The 617-nt window shown below is 26.7% G+C and carries 2 protein-coding genes; both read left to right on the top strand.

The features are described from left to right. Positions 1-209, top strand: a 209-nt coding sequence (locus ACYVRH_RS14100; RefSeq protein ID WP_461257509.1) for a hypothetical protein, incomplete at its 5' end; no start/stop codon positions are given. Positions 210-218: 9 nt separating this feature from the next. Beyond that, on the top strand, positions 219-539 hold the full coding sequence (locus ACYVRH_RS14095; protein WP_461257508.1) for a protein kinase family protein: 321 nt from the start codon (positions 219-221) through the stop codon (positions 537-539). Positions 540-617 lie beyond the last annotated feature (78 nt).

The raw sequence follows: 617 nt of genomic DNA, 5'->3' as shown, positions 1-617 counted from the left end.
ACATTATGTTATCAAATAAACTTGGCGTAAAAACAGATGAAATGATTTATATTGGAAATGAAGAAAAAGACATAATAGGAGCAAACAATTCGGGAATAATATCAATATTAATTAATAGGACAAAAAAACAAATAAATTATGGTGAAAAATATCAATTTACCAATTTAAAAGATATGTGGCATTTTGTAAAAAATAATTTTCAAATATAAAGGAATAAAATGGAATACATCGCAAGCGGCGCACAGGCTGAAATATATAAAGACGGCACAAAAGCAATAAAATTATTTAAAAATATATTCCCAAAAGAAGAAATAGAACATGAAGTAAATCTACAAAGAATGGCGTTTGATTTTGGTTTACCCGTCCCACAAGTATTTGATATTATAGAAATCGACAATAAATTCGGAATAGTAATGGAATATATAGAAGGGGAAACATTAGGAGAAATAATAAAGAGAGATAATAATAAATTAGAAGACTATTTAATAAAATCAATAGATTTAAATATCATATTAGTCGGCATTAAAACATCAAGATAATCTACTATCCATTCACGAGAATTGTACCCTTTTAACTCATAGATTTTAGAATTAGCGCTGTCTTCTCTAATACCAATC

The sequence above is a fragment of the Treponema sp. R80B11-R83G3 genome, from assembly GCF_054786115.1.
Note: the sequence above shows the minus strand (reverse complement) of the source record. Positions and strands in the feature narration are given on the sequence as shown.

Coding starts and splice junctions, on each gene's coding strand:
- ACYVRH_RS14095 (WP_461257508.1), top strand. CDS start 219: ATGGAATACATCGCAAGCGGCGCACAGGCTGAAATATATAAAGACGGC.